At 65.3% G+C, this 15,162-nt stretch carries 14 protein-coding genes; 3 read left to right on the top strand and 11 right to left on the bottom strand.

Going from position 1 to position 15,162, the window contains the following annotated elements; genetic code table 11:
• Positions 1 to 103: 103 nt before the first annotated feature.
• The 8 genes from atpD to ACVOLJ_RS05335 all read right to left on the bottom strand — a co-directional run bounded on the left by atpD (position 104) and on the right by ACVOLJ_RS05335 (position 6,733).
• Positions 104 to 1,510, bottom strand: coding sequence for a F0F1 ATP synthase subunit beta (gene atpD, locus ACVOLJ_RS05370; RefSeq protein ID WP_089237045.1), 1,407 nt, complete (start codon positions 1,508 to 1,510; stop codon positions 104 to 106).
• 38 nt (positions 1,511 to 1,548) lie between these two features.
• On the bottom strand, positions 1,549 to 2,412 hold the full coding sequence (gene atpG / locus ACVOLJ_RS05365) for a F0F1 ATP synthase subunit gamma (RefSeq protein ID WP_475278390.1): 864 nt from the start codon (positions 2,410 to 2,412) through the stop codon (positions 1,549 to 1,551).
• A gap of 95 nt (positions 2,413 to 2,507) precedes the next feature.
• On the bottom strand, positions 2,508 to 4,055 hold the full coding sequence (gene atpA / locus ACVOLJ_RS05360) for a F0F1 ATP synthase subunit alpha (protein ID WP_089237049.1): 1,548 nt from the start codon (positions 4,053 to 4,055) through the stop codon (positions 2,508 to 2,510).
• A gap of 44 nt (positions 4,056 to 4,099) precedes the next feature.
• Positions 4,100 to 4,627, bottom strand: a complete 528-nt coding sequence (locus tag ACVOLJ_RS05355; protein WP_475278391.1) for a F0F1 ATP synthase subunit delta — start codon at positions 4,625 to 4,627, stop codon at positions 4,100 to 4,102.
• Positions 4,628 to 4,629: 2 nt separating this feature from the next.
• Entirely contained in the window at positions 4,630 to 5,100 is a 471-nt protein-coding gene (locus ACVOLJ_RS05350; protein ID WP_025877365.1) for a F0F1 ATP synthase subunit B, read from the bottom strand.
• A 113-nt stretch (positions 5,101 to 5,213) separates the two neighbouring features.
• Complete coding sequence (atpE, locus tag ACVOLJ_RS05345) at positions 5,214 to 5,516, bottom strand: F0F1 ATP synthase subunit C (RefSeq protein ID WP_089237053.1); 303 nt, start codon at positions 5,514 to 5,516, stop codon at positions 5,214 to 5,216.
• 64 nt (positions 5,517 to 5,580) lie between these two features.
• Positions 5,581 to 6,369 (bottom strand): F0F1 ATP synthase subunit A, encoded by a 789-nt coding sequence (gene atpB / locus ACVOLJ_RS05340; protein ID WP_475278392.1) that lies wholly within the window; start codon positions 6,367 to 6,369, stop codon positions 5,581 to 5,583.
• A 31-nt stretch (positions 6,370 to 6,400) separates the two neighbouring features.
• Positions 6,401 to 6,733, bottom strand: coding sequence for a hypothetical protein (locus ACVOLJ_RS05335; RefSeq protein ID WP_032952006.1), 333 nt, complete (start codon positions 6,731 to 6,733; stop codon positions 6,401 to 6,403).
• A gap of 497 nt (positions 6,734 to 7,230) precedes the next feature.
• Between ACVOLJ_RS05335 and ACVOLJ_RS05330 the strand changes: the two genes are divergently transcribed.
• Complete coding sequence (locus tag ACVOLJ_RS05330) at positions 7,231 to 8,049, top strand: hypothetical protein (protein ID WP_475278393.1); 819 nt, start codon at positions 7,231 to 7,233, stop codon at positions 8,047 to 8,049.
• A 220-nt stretch (positions 8,050 to 8,269) separates the two neighbouring features.
• Here ACVOLJ_RS05330 and lpdA read toward each other — a convergent pair whose 3' ends face one another.
• From lpdA to ACVOLJ_RS05315, 3 genes are all read right to left on the bottom strand, one after another.
• Complete coding sequence (lpdA, locus tag ACVOLJ_RS05325) at positions 8,270 to 10,078, bottom strand: dihydrolipoyl dehydrogenase (RefSeq protein ID WP_481563644.1); 1,809 nt, start codon at positions 10,076 to 10,078, stop codon at positions 8,270 to 8,272.
• 108 nt (positions 10,079 to 10,186) lie between these two features.
• Positions 10,187 to 11,887, bottom strand: a complete 1,701-nt coding sequence (gene aceF, locus ACVOLJ_RS05320; RefSeq protein ID WP_481563643.1) for a dihydrolipoyllysine-residue acetyltransferase — start codon at positions 11,885 to 11,887, stop codon at positions 10,187 to 10,189.
• Between the two features lie 167 nt (positions 11,888 to 12,054).
• On the bottom strand, positions 12,055 to 12,570 hold the full coding sequence (locus ACVOLJ_RS05315) for a DNA-deoxyinosine glycosylase (RefSeq protein ID WP_481563642.1): 516 nt from the start codon (positions 12,568 to 12,570) through the stop codon (positions 12,055 to 12,057).
• Positions 12,571 to 12,756: 186 nt separating this feature from the next.
• On the opposite strand from ACVOLJ_RS05315, the gene ACVOLJ_RS05310 reads away from it, so the two are divergent.
• Together ACVOLJ_RS05310 and glpD are read left to right on the top strand one after the other, a co-directional pair.
• On the top strand, positions 12,757 to 13,392 hold the full coding sequence (locus ACVOLJ_RS05310) for an OmpW/AlkL family protein (protein ID WP_475278397.1): 636 nt from the start codon (positions 12,757 to 12,759) through the stop codon (positions 13,390 to 13,392).
• Between the two features lie 184 nt (positions 13,393 to 13,576).
• Positions 13,577 to 15,055: a glycerol-3-phosphate dehydrogenase gene (gene glpD / locus ACVOLJ_RS05305; protein WP_481563641.1), complete on the top strand. Its 1,479-nt coding sequence runs from the start codon at positions 13,577 to 13,579 to the stop codon at positions 15,053 to 15,055.
• Positions 15,056 to 15,162: the final 107 nt, after the last annotated feature.

Below are 15,162 nucleotides of genomic sequence, written 5' to 3'. Positions count from 1 at the left end.
TCGCTAGGGGGCGGGTGTTACCCACCGCAGGGGTTTCCGCAGCGGTGGGCGCAGGCCCACCCCGTGTCACGGATGGGACAGGCCGAAGCCTGTCCCCGCCGCATCAGGCCTTCTCGGCCATCTTCTTGGCCTTCTCGACCGCTTCTTCGATGCTGCCGACCATGTAGAACGCCTGCTCCGGCAGGTGGTCGTACTCGCCATCGACGATGGCCTTGAAGCCACGGATGGTGTCCTTCAGCGACACGTACTTGCCCGGCGAGCCGGTGAACACTTCGGCCACGTGGAACGGCTGGCTGAAGAAGCGCTCGATCTTGCGGGCGCGCGACACGGCCTGCTTGTCTTCTTCGGACAGTTCATCCATGCCCAGGATGGCGATGATGTCCTTCAGTTCCTTGTACTTCTGCAGGGTCTGCTGGACGCGCTGGGCGGTGTCGTAGTGCTCGTGGCCGATGACCAGCGGGTCCATCTGGCGGCTGGTCGAATCCAGCGGATCGACGGCCGGGTAGATACCCAGCGAAGCGATCGAACGCGACAGGGTCACGGTCGAGTCCAAGTGGGCGAAGGTGGTCGCCGGCGACGGATCGGTCAAGTCATCCGCGGGAACGTAGACGGCCTGGATCGAGGTGATCGAACCGTTCTTGGTCGAGGTGATGCGCTCCTGCAGGACGCCCATTTCCTCGGCCAGGGTCGGCTGGTAACCCACGGCCGACGGCATACGACCCAGCAGTGCCGACACTTCGGTACCGGCCAGGGTGTAGCGGTAGATGTTGTCGACGAACAGCAGCACGTCCTTGCCCTTGCCGTTCTCGTCCTTCTCGTCGCGGAAGTACTCGGCCATGGTCAGGCCGGTCAGTGCAACGCGCAGACGGTTGCCCGGCGGCTCGTTCATCTGGCCGTACACCATCGCGACCTTGTCCAGGACGTTGGAGTCCTTCATCTCGTGGTAGAAGTCGTTGCCCTCACGGGTACGCTCACCCACGCCGGCGAACACGGACAGACCGCTGTGCGCCTTGGCGATGTTGTTGATCAGTTCCATCATGTTGACGGTCTTGCCGACGCCGGCGCCGCCGAACAGGCCGACCTTGCCGCCCTTGGCGAACGGGCACATCAGGTCGATGACCTTGATGCCGGTTTCCAGCAGCTCGGTGGCCGGGGACTGGTCTTCGTACGACGGCGCAGCGCGGTGGATTTCCCAGGTGTCGCTGGCGGCAACCGGACCGGCTTCGTCGATCGGACGGCCCAGCACGTCCATGATGCGGCCCAGGGTGCCAGCGCCGACCGGCACGGAGATGCCGCGCTCGGTGTTGGTGGCCACCAGGTTGCGCTTCAGGCCATCGGTGGAGCCCAGCGCGATGCAGCGGACCACGCCGTCACCCAGCTGCTGCTGCACTTCCAGCGTGATTTCGGTGTTGTCCACCTTCAGCGCGTGGTACACCTTCGGCACCGACTCGCGGGGGAATTCGACGTCGACGACGGCGCCGATGATCTGAACGATCTTGCCCTGACTCATTGCTGCATCCTCTAAATGTGTGCTTTTAACGAACGCGGTCAGACTGCTGCCGCGCCGCCGACGATTTCGGAGATTTCCTGGGTGATCGCTGCCTGGCGGGCCTTGTTGTAGACCAGCTGCAGGGTTCCGATCAGCTTGTTGGCGTTGTCACTGGCCGACTTCATCGCCACCATGCGCGCGGCATGCTCGGAAGCGACGTTTTCAAGCAGCGCCTGGTACACCAGCGACTCGATGTAACGCGTCATCACGTGCTCCAGCACGGTCGCGGCATCGGGTTCGTACAGGTAATCCCAGTCGTGGTGCGCAACCTGCTTCTCAGCCGGCGGCAGCGGCAGCAGCTGATCGAAGCTGGCCTTCTGCACCATGGTGTTCACAAAGCGGTTGTAGACCAGGTACACGCGGTCGACCTTGCCTTCGGTGAAGGCGTCGAGCATGACCTTGATCACACCGATCAGCGATTCCAGCTTCGGCGTGTCGCCGATGTGGGTCACCGTGCCGACCATGTTCACCTTGACCCGGCGGAAGAAGGTCGATGCCTTCTGGCCGATGGTCACCAGGTCCACTTCAGCGCCCTTGTCCTGCCAGGCCTTGGCTTCGCCAAGCATCTTGCGGAACAGGTTGTTGTTCAGGCCGCCGGCCAGACCGCGATCGGAGGAGATCACGATGAAACCGACCCGCTTGACCTGCTCACGCTCGACCAGGAACGGATGCTGGTAATCGGTGCTGGCCTGCGCCAAGTGGCCGATCACCTGCTTCATCGCCTGCGCGTACGGACGCGAGGTCTTCATCCGATCCTGCGCCTTGCGGATCTTGGAGGCCGAGACCATTTCCAGGGCGCGCGTCACCTTGCGGGTGTTCTGCACGCTCTTGATCTTGGTTTTGATTTCGCGTCCGCTTGCCATCTTTTATTCCCGTGGCGCGGGGCCTTGGCCCCGCGTTGTTCAACCGTTTGATCGTCTGGTCCAGCGGGGCATCGCCCCGCTCTACAGGACCTCGATTACCAGCTGCCGGTGGTCTTGAACTCGACGATGCCCTTCTTGAAGGCACCTTCGATGTCGTTGTCCCAACCGCCGGTGGCGTTGACCTTGCCGATCAGCTCGCCCTGGGTGTTGGCGAAGTGCGCGTGCAGGCCTTCTTCGAACGCCAGCAGCTTGCTGACCGGCACGTCGTCGAGGTAACCCTCGTTGACGGCGTAGATCGACAGCGCCTGGTTGGCGATGGACATCGGCGCGTACTGCTTCTGCTTCATCAGCTCGGTGACGCGCTGACCGCGCTCCAGCTGCTTGCGGGTGGCTTCGTCAAGATCCGAGGCGAACTGCGCGAACGCAGCCAGCTCGCGGTACTGGGCCAGCGAGATACGGATGCCGCCCGACAGCTTCTTGATGATCTTGGTCTGCGCCGAACCACCGACGCGCGACACCGAGATACCGGCGTTCACGGCCGGGCGGATGCCGGCGTTGAACAGGTCGGTTTCCAGGAAGATCTGGCCGTCGGTGATCGAGATCACGTTGGTCGGAACGAAGGCGGAGACGTCGCCGGCCTGGGTTTCGATGATCGGCAGCGCGGTCAGCGAACCGGTCTTGCCGGTGACCTTGCCTTCGGTGAACTTCTCGACGTATTCCTCGGACACGCGGGCAGCGCGTTCCAGCAGGCGCGAGTGCAGGTAGAACACGTCACCCGGGTAGGCTTCACGGCCCGGCGGGCGCTTCAGCAGCAGCGAGATCTGGCGGTAGGCAACGGCCTGCTTGGACAGATCGTCGTACACGATCAGCGCGTCTTCGCCGCGGTCCATGAAGTACTCACCCATGGTGCAGCCCGAGTAGGCGCTGATGTACTGCATCGCGGCCGATTCGGACGCGGTGGCAGCCACCACGATGGTGTGCGCCAGGGCGCCGTTCTCTTCCAGCTTGCGCACGATGTTGGCAACGGTCGAGGCCTTCTGGCCGATCGCTACGTACACGCACTTGATGCCGGTGCCCTTCTGGTTGATCACCGCATCGATGGCCAGCGCGGTCTTGCCGGTCTGGCGGTCACCGATGACCAGCTCGCGCTGGCCACGGCCGATCGGGATCATCGAGTCGACCGACTTGTAACCGGTCTGCACCGGCTGGTCGACCGACTTGCGCCAGATCACGCCCGGAGCAACGCGCTCCACCGGAGCGGTCAGGTCGGTGCCCAGCGGGCCCTTGCCGTCGATCGGCTCGCCGAGTGCGTTGACAACGCGACCCAGCAGTTCCGGACCGACCGGCACTTCCAGGATGCGGCCGGTGGTCTTGGCGACGTCACCTTCGCGCACTTTCTCGTAGCCACCCAGGACCACGGCGCCGACCGAGTCGCGCTCCAGGTTCAGGGCCAGGGCAAAGGTGTTGTTCGGCAGTTCGATCATTTCGCCCTGCATCACGTCGGCCAGACCGAAGATGCGCACGATGCCGTCGGACACGCTGGTCACGGTGCCTTCGTTGCGCGATTCCGCGGCCAGCTTGACCTTCTCGATGCGGTTCTTGATCAGTTCGCTGATTTCGGAGGGGTTGAGCGTGGTTGCCATCGTCAAGTCCTAGTGCCGGCAGCGGGGCCGGACGTTAAATGAATTCAGTTAGCGAGCGCGGTCTGCAGACGGGCCAGCTTGCCCTTCAGCGAACCATCGATGACCACGTCGCCGGCGTCGATCACGGCGCCGCCGATCAGCGAGGCGTCAACTGCGGTAGCCACTTCGACCTCGCGGTTGAAGCGCTTGCGCAGCGCGGCCTTGATCGCGTCCAGTTCGGCAACCGACAGCTCGGCCGCAGAGGTCACCGTGGCCTTGACCACGTGCTCTGCCTCGGCGCGCAGGGCGTCGAACATGCCTGCGATTTCCGGCAGCAGCGGCAGACGATGCGATTCGGCAAGCACAGCCAGGAAGCGCGAGTAGGTCTCGCCGTGCGACTCCGGCGCCAGCAGGGCGACGGCGTCGTCACGACCCAGCTCCGGGTTGGCGAGCAGGGCCGCCACGCGCGGGTCGGCGGCGACGTGGGCGGAGAACGCCAAAGCGTCCGACCACGGCGCGAACGCGCCTTCGTCACGCGCGGTCGCGAAGGCGGCGCGGGCGTACGGGCGGGCAAGCGTGAGGGCCTGGCTCATCCTTAAATCTCCGAGGCCAGCTCGTCGAGCAGCGCCTTGTGGGCGTTGGCGTCGATTTCGCGCTTGAGCAGCTTTTCGGCACCGGTCACGGCCAGCGCGGACACCTGCTTGCGCAGATCTTCACGGGCACGGTTGGCGGCGGCGTCGATTTCGGCCTGGGCCAGGTCCTTCTGACGGGTGGCTTCGGCAACAGCTTCGTTGCGGGCCGCGTCGACGATCTGGTTGGCACGCGCGTGGGCCTGGTCGATGATCTCGTTGGCCTTGGTGCGGGCTTCCTTCAGCGCTTCATTGACCTTGTCCTGCGCCTGGGCCAGATCTTTCTGGCTGCGGTCGGCAGCAGCGAGGCCTTCAGCGATCTTCTGCTGGCGCTCTTCGATCGCGTTCATCAGCGGCGGCCAGATCTTGGTCGCGATGAGCCAGATCAGGGCGGCAAAGGCCAAGGCCTGGGCGATGAGGGTAAAACCGATATCCATGGGGTTCGCTCAGTCGGTGGTGACGGGGTGGACGCGCCGCCGCAGGGGCGGCGCACCCGAACCTTCATCCGCGACCAGGCGCCAAGGCGCCCGGTCGTTTCACTTTCGCTGGATCAGCCAGCGATTGCCGGCAGACGCGAGACGAACTCGCCGACCATCGGGTTGGCGAAGGCGAACAGCAGGCCCACGGCGACCGAGATGATGAAGGCGGCGTCGATCAGGCCGGCGGTGATGAACATACGGACCTGCAGGACCGGGATCAGCTCCGGCTGGCGCGCGGCCGACTCCAGGAACTTACCAGCCATGATGGCCAGACCCAGGCCAGCGCCCAGCGCGGCCAGGCCGATCATGATGCCGACGGCGAGGACGGTGGAGCTCTGAACTTGGGCGAGATTGGTCAGGACGGCGAAGTACATGGTTTTCTCCAGGAACTTGATTGCTAAGGGTTTAGAAACAAACGGATGAAGGGTGAAGCGAAACTCAGTGAGCGTCTTCCGACAGGCTCAGGTACACGATGGACAGCATCATGAAGATGAAGGCCTGCAGCGGGATCACCAGCAGGTGGAACAGCATCCAGCCGAAGCCGGCGAACGCGCCTGCAAACATGCCGGCGATACCTGCACCGCCCAGCACCCAGATCAGCAGGAACACGATTTCACCGCCGAACATGTTGCCGAACAGTCGCATCGCCAGCGAAATCGGCTTGCTCAGCCACTCGACGATGTTCAGGATCAGGTTGAACGGCATCATCCACTTGCCGAACGGTGCGGTCAGGAATTCCTTGGTGAAGCCACCAATACCCTTGGCGCGCAGCGCGAAGAACAGCATCAGGAAGAACACGCTGATCGACATGCCCAGGGTGGCATTGACGTCGGCGGTGGGCACCGGCTTCCAGTACGGCACGCCCATCAGTTCCAGCGGCATGGCGATGAAGTCGGCCGGGATCATCTTGATGAGGTTCATCAGGAGGATCCAGAAGAAGATCGTGATCGCGATCGGGGTCACCAGCTTGCTGGTGCCGTGGTAGGTGTCCTTGGCCTGGCGGTCAACGAACTCCAGGCAGATCTCGACGAATGCCTGCCACTTGCCCGGCACGCCGGCGGTGGCCTTGCGGGTCGCCAGCCAGAAGGCGACGACCATCACCAGGCCCATCAGCAGCGAGGTTACCAGGGTGTCCACGTGGATCGCCCACGGGGTGCCATGACCTGCCGTCAGATTGTGCAGGTGATGCTGGATGTAGGAGGTGGGTGTAAGCGCCTCGCCTGCCATGTGTCCGGAACCTTAAGTTAAATGAATTCGATTAGCGCCTGGCCATGGCCAGGACCTGGAACATCAGCCCGACGGCGATACCGGCCAACAGCGCCAATGCAGGCAGCTTGAAGACCAGGAACCCCACCATCAGGACACCAAAAACGAGCGCCCACTTGGCCACGATCGCCACGATCAGGCGTGCCATGGCCGAACCGGCCCCCAGCGCACCACCACCCAGTGCCATCCGTGCCGCCACCCAGCCACCGGCCGAAACCGCCACGCCGGATGCCAGGGCGCCGAGGGCATACTTCGGCCCCACCAGCAGGAAGGCCAGAGCCAGGACAGCCACTGCGGCCAGCGGGTAGACCGCGGCGCGCAGCATCAGTCGCCGACCCGTTTCTACGGAGTTCAGCACAGGACGTCCCGCGTGGTTACAAGTGAATGGCTGAGGCGCTACAGCAAGGGGGGGCCTCATCGAGCCGCCAAATTATAGCAATGGGACAATTTGCGAGACAACCGGTCCCTGTTCATATCGGAACAGCCCAAGTTGCGGTATGGGCAGGAATTTTACAGCCCACGGTGGGGACAATGCCGTCTGCGCGATGCTGCGGCGCAGCGCATTGAACTTTGGTCGCAGGCCGAGGAACTTTCCGCCGATGGCCACGGTCGGATCTTTCGACCTGCCTGCAGCTACCTCGTCGACGCTTCGCCCGCAGGTCCCACGATGGCCCCGAAGCCCCGCTCCGGGGCCATCTTTTTTCGCACGATTGTGACAGTGCTGAACCGTGCACATCGCGTGGACCATACGTTCACGCATGGTGGACGAGCGCGTCCGGCAAAGTGGCCTTCATTCCGATGAACCACTGCAAGGACTCTTCGATGCGCCCCGTACCCACCCTGCTCGCTCTCTCGCTCCTCGCTGCCGGTGCGTCGTTCGCTACCGCTGCCCATGCTGCCGAGGGCGACGACCGCTTCGCCCTGCGCCTGGGCGCGATGAACATCGACTCTGACAACACCCTGCGTGGCAACACCAATGTTGCCGGGCAGGACATCGGCTTCTCCGAGGACTTCAAGCTGGGTGGCAAGGAGTGGGAGCCGCGCATCGACGGCATGTTCCGCATCAGCAACCGCCAGCGCCTGCTGTTCAACTACTTCAAGTACGACAAGGACCGCCGCGAGACGCTGGGCCAGGACATTTCCTTCGGCAACGTGAACGTGCCGGCCGACAGCTTCGTCAAGGCCGAGCTGAAGTACCAGGTGGCCAGCCTGGTGTATGACTACTCGGTGGTGGACACCGAGAAGTTCGACCTCGGCCTGCAGCTGGGTGCCGAGTACGCCAAGGTCAGCACCAAGGGCTACGCCGACCTGGGTACCGTGTATGAAGGCCAGTTCCTGGACGAGAAGACCGATGGCGTGGCGCCGGTGGTCGGTGCACGCCTGAGCTTCACCCCGTCGGAAAAGTGGATGATCACCCTGCAGGGCCAGTACCTGAACACCCGCTGGGGCAGCTTCGACGACTACAAGGGCGACCTCAGCCGCGCCAACGCGATCGTCGATTACCGCTTCACGCCGAACTTCGGCGTGTTCGCCGGCTACGACTGGTTCAAGCTGGACGCCGACAAGAAGGGCAGCGACGGCACCATCGGCCTGAAGCAGGAATTCAAGGGCCCGGTGGCCGGTATCAGCGTCAGCTTCTAAGCCCTGCCTCCCCTTCCACAGCACTCTCTCTCCTGGCGCGGCCTCCGGAACATCGGAGGCCGCGTTTTTTCTTTGCATCGTCGAGCAGAAGCGGGGGTCGAGCGCTGGAGGCAGAGGTTGTGGCGTCCGCAGCGGCCCTACAGCTCGCCAAAATCCGGAGCGGAGAAACAAAAAAACCCCGGCAATGCCGGGGCTTTTCGTTCGCAAAGGCGCGGGCGCCTTATTTCTTCTTCGGCATGTACAGATCGGTGATCGTGCCGTCGTAGATTTCCGAGGCCATCGCCACCGATTCGCTCAGCGTCGGGTGCGCATGGATGGTGTGGCCGATGTCTTCGGCTTCGGCACCCATCTCGATGGCCAGGCCGATCTCGGCCAGCAGGTCACCGGCATGCACGCCGACGATGGCGCCACCGATGATGCGATGGGTTTCTTCGTCGAAGATCAGCTTGGTGAAGCCCTCGGTACGACCGATGCCGATCGCGCGGCCGCTGGCGGCCCACGGGAACTTGGCCACGCCGACCTTCAGGCCCTTGGCCTTGGCTTCGGTCTCGGTGACGCCGACCCAGGCGATTTCCGGATTGGTGTAGGCCACCGACGGAATCACGCGGGCGACCCACTCCTTCTTGTGGCCGGCTGCCACTTCGGCGGCCAGCTTGCCCTCGTGCGTGGCCTTGTGGGCCAGCATCGGGTTGCCGACGATGTCGCCGATGGCAAAGATGTGCGGCACGTTGGTGCGCATCTGGCGGTCGACCGGAATGAAGCCGCGGTCGGTGACCTGCACGCCAGCCTTTTCAGCATCGATCTTCCTGCCGTTCGGCGAGCGGCCCACGGCCACCAGCACGCGGTCAAAGGTGCCCTGCGCCAACGCGGGCGACTGCCCTTCCTCGGCCGCTTCAAAGGTGACGGTGATGCCCTTGGCATCGGCGCTGACGCCGGAGGCCTTGGTCTTCAGGTGCACTTCAATGCCCTGCTTCTTCAGGCGGTCGGCCAGCGGCTTGACCAGGTCCTTGTCGGCGCCCGGCATCAGCTGGTCCATGAACTCGACCACGGTCACCTTGCTGCCCAGCGCACCGTACACGGTGGCCATTTCCAGGCCGATGATGCCGCCGCCGACGACCAGCAGCGAACCCGGCACTTCGGCCAGTTCCAGCGCGTCGGTGGAGTCCATCACGCGCTTGTCATCCCACGGGAAGTTCGGCAGCTTCACTGCCTGCGAACCGGCGGCGATGATGCACTTCTGGAAGCGCAGCAGCTGGGTGCTGCCGTCTTCGGCGGTGATCAGCAGTTCGTTGGCAGACACGAAGGTGCCCACGCCCTGCACGCTGCGCACCTTGCGCTGCTTGGCCATGCCGGCCAGGCCTTTGGTCAGCTGGCCGACAACTTTTTCCTTGTACTGGCGCAGCTTGTCCAGGGTGATGGTCGGCTTGCCGAACTCGACACCGAAGTCACCGGCGTGGGCGACTTCATCGATCACCGCAGCGGCGTGCAGCAGCGCCTTGGACGGAATGCAGCCCACGTTGAGGCAGACGCCGCCGAGGCTGGCGTAACGCTCGACCAGCACTGTTTCCAGGCCGACGTCGGCGGCGCGGAAGGCGGCGGTGTAACCGCCCGGGCCAGAACCCAGCACGACCATCTCGCATTCGATGTCGGCAGCCTTGCCACTGGCCAATGCCGGCTTCGGAGCGGCCGGCTCGGCGGGCGCGCGGTGCGAGGGGGTCACCGGCGGCTTGCTGGCCGGCGCCGCTGCAGCCGGTGCCGGGGCAGCGGCCTTGGCCGGTGCTTCAGCGGCACCTTCAGCCTCCAGCAGCACGACCACGGCACCTTCGGATAGCGTATCGCCGAGCTTGACCTTGATTTCCTTGACCACACCGGCCGCCGAGGACGGCACTTCCAGGGTGGCCTTGTCCGACTCCAGGGTCACCAGACCCTGGTCTTTCTTCACCGTGTCGCCGACGGCGACCAGCACTTCGATCACCGGTACATCGCTGTAATCGCCGATGTCGGGAACCTTGATTTCAATCGTGGCCATGGTGGGTTTTCCTCGTGCCCGCCCGGCGTGGCCGGCGGGCTGTCACTGCGTTTCGACAGGCGGCCGCGCCAGGGGCAGCGGCCGCACGATGGGGGCGAAGCGGATGCCTTACAGCAGCACGCGGCGCATGTCGGCCAGCACCTGCGAGAGGTACGTGGTGAAGCGTGCGGCCAGGGCGCCATCGATGACGCGGTGGTCGTAGCTCAGCGACAGCGGCAGCATCAGCTTCGGTGCGAACTCCTTGCCGTTCCAGACCGGCTGGATGGACGACTTGGAGACGCCGAGGATGGCCACTTCCGGTGCATTGACGATCGGGGTGAACGCGGTGCCACCAATGCCGCCCAGCGAGCTGATCGAGAAGCAGCCGCCGCTCATGTCGGCCGGGCCCAGCTTGCCGTCGCGCGCCTTCTTGGCCAGCTCGCCGGTTTCCTGCGCGATCTGCACCACACCCTTCTTGTCGACATCGCGGATCACCGGAACGACCAGGCCGTTCGGGGTGTCGGCGGCGAAGCCGATGTTGAAGTACTTCTTCAGGGTCAGGTTCTCGCCGCTGGCATCCAGCGAGGCGTTGAACTCGGGGAACTTCTTCAGCGCCGCGGCACTGGCCTTGATCAGGAAGGCGAGCATGGTCAGCTTGATGCCGGCCTTCTCGTTTTCCTTGTTCAGCGCCACGCGCAGGCCTTCCAGGTCGGTGATGTCGGCCTGTTCGAACTGGGTGACGTGCGGGATCATCGCCCAGTTGCGGGCCAGGTTCGCGCCGGAGATCTTCTTGATCCGCGACAGCGGCTGCACTTCAACGTCGCCGAACCTGCTGAAGTCGACCTTCGGCCACGGCAGCAGGTTGAGGCCACCACCGGCAGCCACGGCGCCACCAGCAGCTGCCGGTGCACCGCCGCTGAGGGCGGCCTTGACGAATTTCTGCACGTCGGCCTTGGTGATGCGGCCACCCTTCTCGGTGCCGCTGACCTGCAGCAGGTCCACGCCCAGCTCGCGGGCAAACACGCGCACCACCGGCGATGCGTACGGCACCTTGGCCGGCAGCACGCCGTCGGCGTTGAACTGCACCGGCGGGCTGCTCGGCGCACCGGCCGAGGGCGCGCTGGCGATCTCGCGGGCAGCCAGCTTGTCCGGCTGTGCCGGCACGGCGACCGGCTCGACCTTGGTCGCGGTTTCGGCGGCGACCGGCGCGGTGGCAGCCGCCGCCTGGGCCGGAGCCGGTGCGGCAGCGCCTTCGGCTTCGATGATGGCGACCACATTGCCCTGCGACAGATTGTCGCCCACCTTGACCTTCAGTTCCTTGACCACGCCGGCCACCGAAGACGGCACTTCCATGGTCGCCTTGTCGCTTTCCAGCGTGACCAGGCCCTGATCCTTCTTCACCGTATCGCCAACGGCAACCAGCACTTCGATGACCGGAATGCCGCTGTAGTCGCCGATATCGGGCACCAGCGCTTCCACTGCACCGCCACTGGCGGCGGGAGCGGCCGGGGCCGGGGCGGCCGAGGCGGCGGCCTTGGCCGGCGCCGGTGCGGCGGCGGCAGGCGCAGCAGGCTTGGCGGCCTCGCCTTCAGCCACTTCGATCAGCGCCACGACCTTGCCCTCGGACAGGGTGTCGCCGAGCTTGACCTTGATTTCCTTGACCACGCCGGCCACCGAGGACGGCACCTCCATGGTCGCCTTGTCGCTTTCCAGCGTGACCAGGCCCTGGTCCTTCTTCACCGTATCGCCGACGGCAACAAGCACCTCGATTACCGGGATGTCGCTGTAGTCACCGATATCGGGGACACGTGCTTCCTTGATTTCGGCCATGGGGAGAACTCCGGCAATCTGGTGTAGGGAAACGTCTATTGTGCGGCCAGCGCGGTCCTGCGCCAACCGTTACAGGTGTTTTCAGTACGCACGCAGCCGGGACACGCTGTTGCCCATGGGTCACCGGCATCTCCAGTGGGTAGCGTATTGTCCCGCCGATGTCCGCTTCATGTCGCCCGTGCGACGGCCACCGGCTGCCAGGCCTGGCGCAGCCGCGGCAGGGACCACGCCGCATTGGCCGGGCTGGTGGAAGGCAGCGACAGCACCGGCGGTGGCTGTTCCAGCTGCGGCAGCACCCAGCGCTGGAAGGCCTGCATCGCCGCCGCGCCATTGCAACCGATCAGCTGCAGGTCAGGCAGCGTGGCGATGAGTCCGGGCAGCGCATTGGCCACTTCCGTGCCACGCACGATGTCCGCATCCAGGCTGCCGCGCCGCTCGCAGCGGCCGATCACATCCCATATGCCGACGCCGGCGGCCTTGAGCGCCTGCAATCGCTGCGCGTACGGCAAGGCCGGATCGAAACCGCACAGTTCGGCCAGCAACGGCCAGAAGCGATTGCGCGGATGTGCGTAGTAGTGCTGGGCCTGCAGCGAGGCCACGCCCGGCATCGAGCCGAGCAACAGCACCCGGCAATCGGAGTTCACCTGCGCAGGCAGGCCGATGCACAACGTTGCGGCGCTCACACGTTCTCCAACTGCATGAATGATGCGAAACAGAAAAAACCGCATGAAAACAGGCGTTTCGCGCTGCCCGCTGAACAAGCCCAACCAATTTTTAACGCGCGTCGGATTCGATTCATGTTGGGGCGACTACGGTGTGCTCGCCCCGCAACCGGGGGCCCAAAACAAGAAACATTAGGAGATTCCCCCATGCGCTCCATCCGTATCCTGAGCCTCGCCCTGCTGACCTCCGCCGCGTTTGCACCGGCTGCCTTCGCGCAGGACAGCAGCACCACCGACACCGCCTCGGGCAAGCATTTTGCCGTGGTTGGCGGCGTGGCGCTGCTGCAGCCGAAGAATGACCCGATCGACGGCATCAAGAAGGTCGATGGCGGCCCGGCGCCGACCGTCAGCTTCAGCTACTACGTCAACGACAACTGGGCCGTTGAACTGTGGGGTGCCGCCGACAAGTTCGACCACCGCGTGAAGGGCCCGGGCAACACCCGCCTTGGCAGCGTCGAACAGCAGCCGGTCGCACTGAGCGGCCAGTACCACTTCGGCCAGGCCGACAACGTGTTCCGCCCGTTCGTGGGCGTGGGCTACTTCCAGTCGGCCTTCAGCAACGAGACGCTGGCTGATGGCAGCAACTCGGACATCCGCCTGAAGGACGCCAAGGGCGTGATCGGCACCGTCGGTGTGGACATGAACATCAACTCGACCTGGTTCGCCCGTGCCGACGCCCGCTACATGCGTTCGCGCCCGGACGTGAAGGTCGGTGGCGAGAAGATCGGCGAAGCCAAGATGGACCCGTGGACCGTCGGCTTCGGCATCGGTGCCCGCTTCTAAGCACTGAGCGGTTTCATTGTTGCAACGCGACGGGCCCTGCGGGGCCCGTCGTCGTTTCCGTCACCTGTGTTCTGTAGAGTCGACTGTCAGTCGACTGCTGTTGTAGAGCCCAGCGCCTTCACGGCTATAACGAGCCCAGCCCAGCCTTGGCTCGGCGATAAATGCACCCGAAAGCCGAGACGCGATGGACGAGGTCGACCTGCTGGTGATCGGGGGTGGCATCAACGGCGCCGGTATCGCGCGTGATGCCAGCGGCCGCGGCCTGAAGGTGCTGCTGTGCGAACAGCACGACCTGGCCGCGCATACCTCCAGTGCCAGCAGCAAGTTGATCCACGGCGGACTGCGCTATCTGGAACAGAACGCGTTCGGACTGGTCCGCAAGGCACTGGGCGAACGCGAGGTGGTGCGGCGGCAGGCACCGTTCCTGGTGCGGCCACTGCGCTTCGTGCTGCCATGGGAACCGCACCTGCGCCCACGCTGGATGCTGCGCATGGGGCTGTGGGTGTATGACCATCTTGGCCGGCGCAGCCCTGCCTTCCCGCCTTCGCGCGCCGTGGATCTGCACGATGATCCGCTGGGCGCGTTGCTGTCGGCACAGCTGCGGCAGGCCTACAGCTATGCGGATGCGCAGGTGGATGACGCACGGCTGGTGGTCCTCAATGCGCACGACGCAGCGCAGCGGGGCGCCCGCATCTTGACCCGGACGCGCTGCGTGGACCTGCACCGCGAGCCGGGGCACTGGCGGGTCTGCCTGGAAGCGGCCGACGGCCATCAGCGCAGCGTGCGTGCGCGTACGGTGGCAAACGCCGCCGGCCCGTGGGCCGGTGACGTGCTGGAGCGCATGCATGCCCGCAGTGGCAGGCCCGCCCTGCGCCTGGTCCAGGGCAGCCACCTGGTACTGCGCCGGCCGTGGCCGGAGCACAGTGCCTGCCTGCTGCAACAACCCGACGGACGGGTGGTATTCCTGCTGCCATTCCATGGCCGGTTGCTGGTCGGCACCACCGATACCGACTACCGCGGTGATCCGGCGCGCTGCAGCGTCCTGCCCGCGGAAGTGGAGTATCTGTGCAGCGCGGCCAACCGCTACCTGCGTGATCCTGTCTCGGCAGCCGAGGTGTGCTGGCAGTTCGCCGGCGTGCGCCCGCTGCTGGATGCGCCGGACCCACGCGCGGCCAGGCTCAGTCGCGACTACCGCCTTCAGCTGGACACCGACGGCGCGCCGGCCCTGCATGTGCTGGGTGGCAAGCTGACCACCTACCGCGTGCTGGCAGAAGAAGCGCTGGATCTGCTGTGTCCCCACCTGCCGCATGCGGGTCCGGCGTGGACCGCCAGCGGCGATCCGCTGCCCGGAAGCGACTGGGGCGATGCTGTGCAGGCGCAGCGCCGCCTGCAGCAACAAGCGCCGTGGTTGCCGATGGCCGTGTCGCAGCGTTGGGCCAGCGCCTATGGCAGCCGCAGCACAGAGCTGCTGCACGGCGCTCGCGGCCTGGTCGATCTGGGTGAAGACTTCGGCGCCGGCCTGCACGCACGCGAGGTGGCGTTCCTGCGGGATCAGGAATGGGCCTGCACCGCCGATGACATCCTGTGGCGACGGAGCAAGCTGGGCCTGCAGCTGGAGGCTTCGCAGGTGGCACGGCTGCAGGCATGGATGACGCAACGGTAGCGCCGGGGGCGCGGCCCCGCCGGGCGCCGGGGCCGCCCGGGCGCGCGCCGGCCGCGCGGCGTTTTGTTATTTGCAGCACCCCCCCGGCCGCGCCCCGCCCCCCCCCC

This window comes from Stenotrophomonas sp. STEN046 (assembly GCF_056759755.1).
The sequence above is the reverse complement of the archived record's forward strand: the minus strand, read 5'-3'. Positions and strand labels throughout refer to the sequence as shown.

Excerpts from the sequence above, each read along its gene's own strand:
- atpD (WP_089237045.1), bottom strand. The coding sequence starts at position 1,510 with ATGAGTCAGGGCAAGATCGTTCAGATCATCGGCGCCGTCGTCGACGTC.
- atpG (WP_475278390.1), bottom strand. The coding sequence starts at position 2,412 with ATGGCAAGCGGACGCGAAATCAAAACCAAGATCAAGAGCGTGCAGAAC.
- atpA (WP_089237049.1), bottom strand. The coding sequence starts at position 4,055 with ATGGCAACCACGCTCAACCCCTCCGAAATCAGCGAACTGATCAAGAAC.
- ACVOLJ_RS05355 (WP_475278391.1), bottom strand. The coding sequence starts at position 4,627 with ATGAGCCAGGCCCTCACGCTTGCCCGCCCGTACGCCCGCGCCGCCTTC.
- ACVOLJ_RS05350 (WP_025877365.1), bottom strand. The coding sequence starts at position 5,100 with ATGGATATCGGTTTTACCCTCATCGCCCAGGCCTTGGCCTTTGCCGCC.
- atpE (WP_089237053.1), bottom strand. The coding sequence starts at position 5,516 with ATGTACTTCGCCGTCCTGACCAATCTCGCCCAAGTTCAGAGCTCCACC.
- atpB (WP_475278392.1), bottom strand. The coding sequence starts at position 6,369 with ATGGCAGGCGAGGCGCTTACACCCACCTCCTACATCCAGCATCACCTG.
- ACVOLJ_RS05335 (WP_032952006.1), bottom strand. The coding sequence starts at position 6,733 with ATGCTGCGCGCCGCGGTCTACCCGCTGGCCGCAGTGGCTGTCCTGGCT.
- ACVOLJ_RS05330 (WP_475278393.1), top strand. The coding sequence starts at position 7,231 with ATGCGCCCCGTACCCACCCTGCTCGCTCTCTCGCTCCTCGCTGCCGGT.
- lpdA (WP_481563644.1), bottom strand. The coding sequence starts at position 10,078 with ATGGCCACGATTGAAATCAAGGTTCCCGACATCGGCGATTACAGCGAT.
- aceF (WP_481563643.1), bottom strand. The coding sequence starts at position 11,887 with ATGGCCGAAATCAAGGAAGCACGTGTCCCCGATATCGGTGACTACAGC.
- ACVOLJ_RS05310 (WP_475278397.1), top strand. The coding sequence starts at position 12,757 with ATGCGCTCCATCCGTATCCTGAGCCTCGCCCTGCTGACCTCCGCCGCG.
- glpD (WP_481563641.1), top strand. The coding sequence starts at position 13,577 with ATGGACGAGGTCGACCTGCTGGTGATCGGGGGTGGCATCAACGGCGCC.